The following is a 9,901-nucleotide window of genomic DNA, read 5'->3' on the forward strand; positions in this document are numbered from 1 at the left end:
TCCCGTGTTTGATGGGCCAATGCCGAAGCGGCCAGCTATCAAGGGAAGTGAATATGGACACGCCGATTCCTGCGCTCACCCGTGACGATCTGCCACCACTGGCAATTGAAGAAAGTTCGAAGGGTTTCCTGGTGCCAGCGGCCGCCCGGTACAACCTGACGGTAACAATCGACTTCCCTTGGTTGCCAGGGGACTTTATTACGATCAAGGTGGCAGGAACTCCAGGTCCCGGTTCCTATACGTCGCCGCGAATCCCGATCGGCGGATTCAAACGCCCTTTTACGACCCACATTGACACCACATTGATGGCATTTAATCTCGGGCTAACTGTCAGCGCCTTTTACACGCTTCACCGTGGCACTGAACCGTCTGTGGAATCACAAACTTTGCCGCTTTACATACCGCTCATCAACCAACTTGATCTGCCCCTGCCGGTGATCAAGGAGGCAAGCGACGAAGGTGAGGGCACTCACCTGGATGTGAGCGAACTGGCTGAGGTTACATTGCGTATCAGGTCATGGCTGCTGAGCAGGCGCGAGCAGTTCTTCTGGCTCCGGCTTACAGGTGTGAAGCCCGACGGCAGTGTCTGGGAGGCCTGGTATTGGAAAGCACCGGAGAATGTCGTCGGTAATGGATTCAGTCTGGGATATAAAGAGGAAAGAGTCCCTGCTGCACCGCTGCAAGGTCTGCAAAATGGCAGCGTGCTGACGATGAGATTCTGGGCCGGGCTGCAAAACAGTCCGGATCTTTCCGAGGCCCAGGCATTTGCCCATCGGAACTACACCGTCAATACAGTTGCAACCAATACGCCCGGCATATCGTCGGTCACCGATGCCGAGGGTGAAGTCCCCGATGGCGCAGACACCCGCTACACCAGCGTTACCCTGAGCGGTAGTGGTTTCGGCGCGATAGACGTCTTTGATGGTCAAACTTTTCTGGACACCGTCAACGCAGTGGGCGGTATCTGGACCTATTTGGCAAAGGCACTGACCGGAGGCCTGCATTCGTTCACGGTTCGTTTGGCAGATGGCAGCGGGGGAACGTCCAGTCCGAGGCGAATCAAGGTCGTCATTCAGAACCTCGAGGTGACGATTGCCGAGGCGCCCGATAATGGCAATGTTGATCCGTTGGCGGTAGAGATGAATCTGACGGCTGTCGTGAATTACGACATGCAGCCCAACGACCGGATCAGAGTCCGCTGGACTGCTGCGCCGGGGACTCCGGCGGCGGGCTCACACACCACCAATACCCTCACAGCCGGCCCCACGCGTCCCAGGAGAATCCCTTTGCCGCTAACGCTCGTGGCGTTCAGCCTGGGCAAGCGGGTCACGGTCAGCGCCGAATATGATCGCGGCACGGCTCAGCCCGTGCCTTTGGGGCCTATTCATCTGAATGTGGGGATGATCCCGGCGGACCGGTTCATTCCTCCCGTTTTTCTCGAGGCCAATGGTACGTCGGACCTGTTCTTGGCCAGCGTGCAGGGCGGCGCAACCTTGCGCTTTGGTGTATGGCCGCATATTGCGAGATTGCAGTCACTCTGGCTGGATCTGGAGGGCGAAGACATCAACGGTGCCCCCCATAATCTCGCGATGTGGACGGGCAACGTTACCGTCAACCAGAGCTGGGTCTTCAATAACGGTTACAGCGTCATTGTTTTGTTCAGTTACTTGAAGGATCTGCGCCCCGGCAGCACGTTGACCCTGCGTTTCAGGGTCAATCTGGACACCGTCGCGAATTCGTCAACGGCTCAGGCTTTTGTCCTGCGTCAGTACACGATTCGATAGAGCGGGCGATCAAGAGCAAAGAGAGCACACCCATCCAATTTCCCCCCCGATCAATCATTGCACTATTCCCTGCAATGATTGATCAAGGGTGGGCCCATGAACGCTGTACAACGCAATGACCAGGCGCAAAACCTCGGCCTGCTGTTCCTGCGGGTGACCGGCGGGTTGTTTCTGCTGTTCGTCCACGGCTTGCCCAAGCTGCTGGACTTCACCGCACAGCTGCAACTGATCGAAGACCCGTTCCACCTCGGTGCCCACCTCACTTTGATTCTGGCGATCTTCGCCGAAGTCCTCTGCCCGCTGCTGATCGTCGCCGGGGTGCTGGCGCGTCTGGCGTGCTTGCCTATTCTCTTTGTGCTGCTGGTGGCGTTGCTGCTCGTGCATCCGCAATGGAGTGTGGCCGAAGGGCAGTTCGGCTGGTTGCTGTTGATCCTCTTCACCACTGTTCTGATCGCCGGGCCGGGACGGCTGGCGCTCAATGTTCGTTTGCCCGGAGTACTCCGTTATGCCTGATGCCCAGACCCTGAAAAAACCGGGACCCGAAGAAACCGTGACGCTGATCGTCAAGCACCGGGTCAAGGCCGGTTTTGAAGCGCCTTACGAAGCCTGGCTGCGCAATATCGTCAGCGTGGCGGGGCGCGAAGAAGGGCATCTGGGCGTGGACGTGATGCGCAGCCAGCAGGGCGGGCTCGCACTGTTCACCTGCGTGCTGCGTTATTGCTCGACCGAGGCGATGCAGCGCTGGCTCGATTCGCCGCAGCGTCAGAAGCTGATCGATGAAGCGGCGCCGATGCTAGCCGACGGCGACCAGACCGAAGTCAACGCAGCCAACGAATTCTGGTTCACGCCGACGGCCGAGGCCGGCTCACCGCCACCGCGCTGGAAGCAGGCCGTGGTCACGCTGCTGGTGATTCTGCCGCACACCTTGCTGGTGCCGCTGATCTGGGGGCCGTTGCTGCAACTCAATGCCTTTCTCTCCAACTACGTGGTCGCCACGTTCCTGATCACCCTGACCATCGTGGTGTCGGTGGTTTACGTGTTCATGCCGCCGGTGACCCGTCTGTTCGCGCCGTGGCTGGAAGCCGGTCAGTCACGCAAAAAAACCGAATCCAATGCCAATCCGCTGCGCTGAAGCGGCGGGTCCGGGCTCCGTTTCACTTATCTCGAAGGAACTGCGATGAACGCCGATCTGATTCTGTTCAATGGCCAATTTCATACGGTAGACCGCGAAAAACCCCTCGCCAGTGCCGTGGCGATCAATGACGGCCGCTTTGTCGTCGTCGGTAACGATACGCAAGCCATGGCCCTGCGCGGCGCCGGTACGCAAGTGGTCGACCTCAAGGGCCGCTGCGTGATTCCCGGCCTCAACGACTCGCACTTGCACCTGATCCGTGGCGGCTTGAACTACAACCTCGAACTGCGCTGGGAAGGTGTGCCGTCGCTGGCCGATGCGCTGCGCATGCTCAAAGATCAGGCCGACCGCACGCCGACCCCGCAATGGGTGCGCGTGGTCGGTGGCTGGAACGAATTCCAGTTCGCCGAAAAACGCATGCCGACCCTCGAGGAAATCAACCAGGCAGCGCCGGACACCCCGGTGTTCATCCTGCACCTGTATGATCGTGCGTTGCTCAACCGCGCCGCGTTGCGCGTCGCCGGCTACACCCGCGACACGCCGAACCCGCCGGGCGGCGAGATCGTGCGCGATGCCAACGGCAACCCGACCGGCATGCTGGTGGCGCGGCCGAACGCGATGATCCTGTACTCGACGCTGGCCAAGGGGCCGAAGCTGCCGCTGGAATATCAGGTCAACTCGACCCGCCAATTCATGCGCGAACTCAATCGCCTCGGCCTGACCAGCGCCATCGATGCCGGCGGCGGTTTCCAGAACTATCCGGACGATTATCAGGTGATCGAACAACTGGCCAAAGACGACCAGTTGACCGTGCGCATCGCCTACAACCTGTTCACCCAGAAGCCGAAAGAAGAGCTGACCGATTTCCAGAACTGGACCGGCAGCGTCAAGTTGCATCAGGGCGATGACTTCCTGCGTCACAACGGCGCCGGCGAGATGCTGGTGTTCTCGGCAGCGGATTTCGAAGACTTCCTCGAACCGCGCCCGGACCTGCCGCAGACCATGGAACAGGAACTGGAGCCGGTGGTGCGTCACCTGGTCGAACAGCGCTGGCCGTTCCGTCTGCACGCCACCTACAACGAATCGATCAGCCGCATGCTGGATGTGTTCGAGAAGGTCAACCGCGACATTCCGTTCAACGGTTTGCCGTGGTTCTTCGACCACGCCGAAACCATCACTCCGCAGAACATCGAGCGGGTGAAAGCGCTGGGCGGCGGCATCGCGATTCAGGATCGCATGGCGTTCCAGGGTGAATACTTCGTCGACCGCTACGGCAAGCAAGCCGCCGAAGCCACGCCACCGATCAAGCGCATGCTCGCCGAAGGCGTGCCGGTCGGCGCGGGCACCGATGCCACGCGAGTATCGAGCTACAACCCGTGGACTTCGCTGTACTGGATGGTCAGCGGTCGCACCGTCGGCGGTCTGGCGCTGTACGAAGAAGGTTTGCCACGCACCACCGCGCTGGAGCTGTTCACCCATGGCAGCGCCTGGTTCTCGTCCGAGCAGGGCAAGAAGGGCCAGATCAAGGTCGGGCAACTGGCGGACCTGGCAGCGCTGAGCGCGGACTTCTTCCATGTCGAGGAAGAAGCGATCAAGTGGATCGAGTCGGTGCTGACCGTGGTCGGCGGCAAAATCGTTTATTCCGCCGGAGACTTCGAAGACCTCGGCCCACGTGCATTGCCGGTGCTGCCGGACTGGTCGCCGGTCGTGAAAGTCCCTGGCCACTGGCGTCCGAATTCGCCCTTGCAGGCCCAGGTTCATCAGTGCAGCGGCCCGTGCGCAGTGCATACCCACAGCCATGAAAAAGCGCGGATGTCGAATGCGCCGGTCAGCGACTTCGCCGGTTTCTGGGGCGCGTTCGGTTGCTCCTGCTTCGCGTTCTGATCCTTTTGAAAAGCGCCGCTCTGTGTGAGCGGCGCTCCCCGCAACAACCATCCATCGAGGAGTTTCACATGAGCAACGTTCCTTACAGCCGCCTGAACAAAGACGATGCCGTTGTACTGTTGGTCGACCACCAGACCGGTCTGATCTCGCTGGTACAGGATTTCTCGCCGAACGAGTTCAAGAACAACGTGCTGGCGCTGGGCGACATCGCCAAGTTCTTCAACCTGCCGACCATCCTCACCACCAGCTTCGATTCCGGCCCGAACGGCCCGATCGTGCCTGAGCTGAAAGAGCAATTCCCGGACGCACCGTTCATTGCCCGCCCTGGCCAGATCAACGCCTGGGACAACGAAGATTTCGTCAAGGCCATCAAGGCCACCGGCCGCAAGCAACTGATCATCGCCGGTGTGGTGACTGACGTGTGCGTAGCGTTCCCGACCCTGTCGGCCATCGCTGAAGGTTTTGAAGTGTTCGTGGTGACTGACGCTTCCGGCACTTTCAACACCACCGTGCAGCAGGCTGCCTGGGCGCGGATGTCGGCTGCCGGCGCGCACCTGTTGAACTGGTTTGCTGTGGCCTGCGAGCTGCAAGTCGACTGGCGCAACGATATGGAAGGCCTGGCGAATCTGCTGTCGCAGCGTCTGCCTAACTATCGCAACCTGATCAACAGCTATACCAAGTTCACGGCCCAGTAATTGGCTGAACAAAATGCCCGCTGAAGAGCGGGCATTTTTTTTGCGGTGTTGGTGAGTGTGTATTTTCACTTCGAAAACGAGCCCTCACCCCAGCCCTCTCCCGGAGGGAGAGGGAGCTGACCGAGTTGTTCTTTCGAGGTACATCGACCTGAAAAATCGAGTCGAACTCAGGTTTTGAAAAGCACCGAGATCGGCTCCCTTTCCCCCTCGCCCCCCTGGGGGAGAGGGCTGGGCGGGCGGCGTTCCGATGAGGGGGTTGGATTTCGAAGTTAAAGAAGATTGAAAGCCCGGTGAATTATCGCTTCTGCAACCATCCCAAAAATCCACCCTTGCGAACCGGCACAGGCTTGGCCATCAACGCCAGCCGACTGTTCTGCTGCCGCACCGCCTGCAACTTGTTCAACGCCCGACCCACTTCACTGCGCTGTTCCATGCACTGGCGAGTCAGGTTCTTGTCGAGGCGATAAATGATCGAAGAGGTGAGTGCTGTGAAGGTCGCCTGCGAAGGCGTATCCGCGAGGATGCTCTGTTCGCCCATGACCTCACTCGGCCCCATGCGCCCGGCCTCGGTGAAGCCGTTGCCGTCCGGTACGCTGGCGCTGACCACGCCGGTGGCGATGACGAACAGGCTGTCCGGGACTTCCTCCAGATTGAGCACTACCTGCCCGGCGCTGTACTGCTGCGCGACCATCGATTCGGCGAGGCGATCGCGTTCCTCGTGGCTCAGCGAGCGGAAGATTTTCACTTCATCGAGCAAGGCGCGGGCGCGGGTCGACGGTTCGATCACGCCGTCCGGGTGCCGCGAAATGCCGGCGGCTTCGAGGTGGCGGTGGGCGAGGTCGAACAGTTGATTGCGCACGTCGCTTTTCTTGCCCAGTTCGGCGATGAAACCGCTGGCCACGTATTCCGACATTTCGTCGCCGGCCTCTTTCAACACGGCTTTCGGCGCAGGCGACAGCAACAGGCTGCTGCTGCCTTGCAACGTACGGTCGAGGGCGTCGAGTACCCGGCGCGGGCGGATGTGGTTCGGTACCTTGATGCTGATCGACACGCCGTGCAGGTTGTTCGGTCGGCTGAGGTTGACGATCTTGGCCTTGGCCGCCACCGAGTTCGGCACCACGGCCAGGGTGCCGGTGCTGGTCAGCAGGTGCGTGGCGCGCCAGTTGATGTCGAGCACTTTGCCTTCGACGCCGTCGATGACCACCAGATCATCCACCTGATACGGCTTGGTGGTGTTCAGTACGATGCCGGAAAACACGTCGGCCAAGGTGCTTTGCAGCGCGAGACCGATGACGATCGCCACCACGCCGGAAGTCGCGAGCAGGCCTTTGACTGGCAGATCCAGCACATAACCGGCCGCCGCGACGATGGCCGCCAGAAACACCAGCGCTCCGATCACGTCCTGCAACAGCCGGCCGCTGTGGCCGATGCGGCGCATCAGGATCAAGCCGATGACTTCGGTCAGCACCCGCGCCGCGTACAGCCACCAGAGAATCCCCAGCGCTGTCGCCCCGAGTTGCGCCACCGGGTCATCGGCGAACAACGGCGCCTGCAACGGGCTGACACCGGCGTTGATGGCCAGTGCGTTGAAGCCCAGAAACAGCACCAGTCGCACAGCGACCCGTTGCGCGCGATGCTTGAACGGCACGAGATGCCAGAGCAGGGTGTCGAGCACCAGCAGCAGGGCGCTCCAGGACAGCAGGTGGGCAGAAAAAAGGCTCATGAGGTGAACTCCGGCGGGCACAAAAGAAAACGCCACACCCGAAGGTGTGGCGAGGGGTTGCACTCAGTTCAGATGGGTCTTGAGTTCCGCTGCGGCCTGGCGCACGGCGGCCTTCACCTCGGGGATGCCGTTCAGCGGGTTGAGCAGGCCGAAGTCGTGAATCATCCCGTTGTAGCGCACCGAGGTCACCGGCACACCGGCCGCGTCGAGGTGGCGGGCGTAGCCTTCGCCTTCGTCACGCAGCACGTCGAACTCGGCGGTCTGCACCAGCGCGGCGGGCAGGCCCTTGAGCTGTTCGGCGCTGGCGTTGAGCGGCGAGGCATGGATCTGCGCACGCTCGGCCGGGTTGGTGGTGTAGTTGTCCCAGAACCACTGCATCATGCCCTTGGTCAGGAAATGGCCCTCGGCGAATTGCTGGTACGAGCCGTTATCAAACCCGGCGTTGGTCACCGGCCACATCAGCAACTGGAAGCGCAGGGCCGGGGTTTTCTGTTCCTTGGCCATCAGCGCCACGACTGCCGCCATGTTGCCGCCGACGCTGTTGCCGGCCACCGCCAGACGCTTGCCGTCGACTCCGATGTCCTTGCCGTGCTCGGCCACCCATTTGGTTGCCGCGTAAGCCTGATTGATCGCGGTCGGGTACTGCGCTTCCGGCGACGGCGTGTAGTCGACGTACACCGCGACCGCGCCAGAACCCACCACCAGATCACGAATCAGGCGTTGGTGCGTCGGGAAGTCACCCAGCACCCAGCCGCCACCGTGGAAGAACATGAACACCGGCAGCTCGCCCTTGATCTTGGCCGGACGCACCACTTTCAGATTGATCGTCTGGCCGTCGACCTTGATCGCCTTGTCGCTGACTTCAACGCCGGACAGGTCAACCTTCACCGAAGCCTGGGCGCCGGTCAGCACCGCACGGGCGTCTTTCGGGCTCAGTTGCTCGAGCGGTTTTCCACCGCCGGCGGCGAGGGCGTCGAGGAAGGCCTGGGTGTTGTGTTCGACGCCAGTGCTTTCGGCGGCGAAGGCGTTGCCGATGGACAGGGCGAGGAGGGAAGCGGCGAGGGTTTTCTTGATGTTCATGTGCAATTCCTTTTTAAGTCGTTTGAGTTTTTGTATGCCTTGGGATCGGGCTGCTGTGGCGCTGGGCTTCAGGCCTCAGCAACACCGTGAGCACAGATTAATGAGGTGCCGGAAAGTGAAAAAGCGGCTATAAAGCGTTTAACTGTCAACCAGAGAGTGACAATGAACCCGTTCGAAGACATGCGTATTTTTTGCCAGGTGATGGACTCCGGCAGCTTCACGGCGGCGGCCGATCAATTGGGCTTGTCCAAGCAGTTCGTCAGCCGTCGCCTGATGCAGTTGGAGGAACGCCTGGGCGTGCGATTGCTCAACCGTTCGACCCGGCGCCTGGACGTGACGCCGCTGGGCCAGAGCTATTACGAGTCGGCGCTGCGTTTGCTCGGTGAAGTGGAGTCGGTGGAGCAGGGCATCGCCGGGCAGACTGCTGAGCCGCGCGGGGCGATTCGCGTGAGTGCGCCGCTGTCGTTCGCGCTGGCGCATCTGGGCTGCTTGCTGCCGCCGTTTCTGCAGCGTTATCGCGAGGTCACGGTGGAGGTGGACTTGAGCGACCGGCCGGTGGATCTGCTGGGCGAGGGTTACGACCTGGCGCTGCGCATTGGCGTACTGGAGGACTCGACCCTGATCGCCCGACGCATCGCGTCAATCGAGCGAGTGTATTGCGCCAGTCCGGCGTATCTGGCCGAACGCGGTACGCCGGTCAGACCGGAAGATCTGCTGGGCCACGACTGTCTGCCTTACGGCCACGGGCGTTCGGTGCAGTGGCGGTTCAACGCGGGGCAGGGCAAGCCGCTGCTGGTGAATGTCACCGGGCGGATGCGCGTCAACAACGGTGAGTTGCTGCGGGATGCGGCGGTGGCGGGGATGGGGATTACCTATCTGCCGACGTTCATTGTCGGCGCGGCGCTGAAGGATGGGCGGCTGGTGCCGGTGCTGGATGAGTTTCGGCCGGAACCGCTGACGTTGTCGGCGGTGTATCCGCAGCATCGCCAGGCGTCGCGGCCGGTGCAGGCGTTGATCGAGTTTTTGCGGGAGCGGCTGGATCAGAATCATGTCGCTCTCTAGGTTTTGCGGTGAGCTGGTGGGCGCCGATGAGCCCTGTGGGAGTCGGGCTTGCCGCGATAGCGGTGGGTCAGTTAGTAATGCTTTAACTGACCAGGCCTCATCGCTGGCAAGCCAGCTCCCACAGGGATTGCGGTGTTTTCAGTTCGGGTCAGTTGGCGCGCTTGTCATCGCCAGGCTCGCCGCCGACGTGAACACCGCGATCATCACCGGGTTCGCCCGCGGCATGCAGGCCTCGGTCATCACCGATTTCGCCGGCACGATGTACGCCATGGTCGTCACCGATTTCACCAGCGCGATGTACACCGTGGTCATCGCCGACCTCTCCGGACCGATGCACACCATGGTCGTCGCCGGGTTCAGAATGCGTGCCGCTGCGACCGGATGACGCCGTGTTGCCGGAGTGGCCCGAGCCGTGGTCACTGCCGCTGTGGCCACTGTTGCCACCGCCGCCACTGCCACTGTTGCCGCCACTGCCGCTGCCGCCGTGACCACCACCATTGCCACCGCTGCCGCCGCCACCTCCATTACCGCCGCCACCACC

At 61.4% G+C, this 9,901-nt stretch carries 8 protein-coding genes and 1 pseudogene; 6 read left to right on the top strand and 3 right to left on the bottom strand.

Annotated features, from left to right (window positions below):
• Positions 1-53: 53 nt before the first annotated feature.
• The 5 genes from AC07XZ_RS27255 to ycaC all read left to right on the top strand — a co-directional run bounded on the left by AC07XZ_RS27255 (position 54) and on the right by ycaC (position 5,495).
• The gene (locus AC07XZ_RS27255; RefSeq protein ID WP_102688413.1) at positions 54-1,784 is read left to right on the top strand and encodes a hypothetical protein; all 1,731 of its coding nucleotides are present in this window, start codon (positions 54-56) and stop codon (positions 1,782-1,784) included.
• Positions 1,785-1,880: 96 nt separating this feature from the next.
• Positions 1,881-2,297, top strand: coding sequence for a DoxX family protein (locus tag AC07XZ_RS27260; protein ID WP_085698570.1), 417 nt, complete (start codon positions 1,881-1,883; stop codon positions 2,295-2,297).
• Positions 2,290-2,916 carry an antibiotic biosynthesis monooxygenase gene (locus AC07XZ_RS27265; protein WP_102688414.1) on the top strand — a complete coding sequence of 209 codons (627 nt, stop codon included), beginning with the start codon at positions 2,290-2,292 and terminating at the stop codon, positions 2,914-2,916. Before AC07XZ_RS27260 ends, AC07XZ_RS27265 begins: the two co-directional genes overlap by 8 nt.
• Positions 2,917-2,961: 45 nt before the next feature.
• Positions 2,962-4,800, top strand: a complete 1,839-nt coding sequence (locus tag AC07XZ_RS27270; RefSeq protein WP_102688415.1) for an amidohydrolase — start codon at positions 2,962-2,964, stop codon at positions 4,798-4,800.
• Positions 4,801-4,868: 68 nt separating this feature from the next.
• Positions 4,869-5,495 carry an isochorismate family cysteine hydrolase YcaC gene (ycaC, locus tag AC07XZ_RS27275; RefSeq protein WP_039771508.1) on the top strand — a complete coding sequence of 209 codons (627 nt, stop codon included), beginning with the start codon at positions 4,869-4,871 and terminating at the stop codon, positions 5,493-5,495.
• A gap of 295 nt (positions 5,496-5,790) precedes the next feature.
• Here the strand turns inward: ycaC and AC07XZ_RS27280 are convergent, their stop codons facing one another.
• Together AC07XZ_RS27280 and AC07XZ_RS27285 are read right to left on the bottom strand one after the other, a co-directional pair.
• On the bottom strand, positions 5,791-7,218 hold the full coding sequence (locus AC07XZ_RS27280) for a mechanosensitive ion channel family protein (RefSeq protein ID WP_102688416.1): 1,428 nt from the start codon (positions 7,216-7,218) through the stop codon (positions 5,791-5,793).
• A 63-nt stretch (positions 7,219-7,281) separates the two neighbouring features.
• Positions 7,282-8,298, bottom strand: coding sequence for an alpha/beta hydrolase (locus AC07XZ_RS27285; RefSeq protein WP_085747768.1), 1,017 nt, complete (start codon positions 8,296-8,298; stop codon positions 7,282-7,284).
• A gap of 162 nt (positions 8,299-8,460) precedes the next feature.
• Here AC07XZ_RS27285 and AC07XZ_RS27290 point away from each other — a divergent pair, with 162 nt between their 5' ends.
• Complete coding sequence (locus tag AC07XZ_RS27290) at positions 8,461-9,360, top strand: LysR family transcriptional regulator (RefSeq protein WP_102688417.1); 900 nt, start codon at positions 8,461-8,463, stop codon at positions 9,358-9,360.
• 148 nt (positions 9,361-9,508) lie between these two features.
• Here the strand turns inward: AC07XZ_RS27290 and AC07XZ_RS27295 are convergent.
• A pseudogene (locus AC07XZ_RS27295) lies at positions 9,509-9,901 on the bottom strand (hypothetical protein); the annotation flags it as partial.

This window comes from Pseudomonas sp. GW458-11-26-14-LB4, assembly GCF_059423925.1.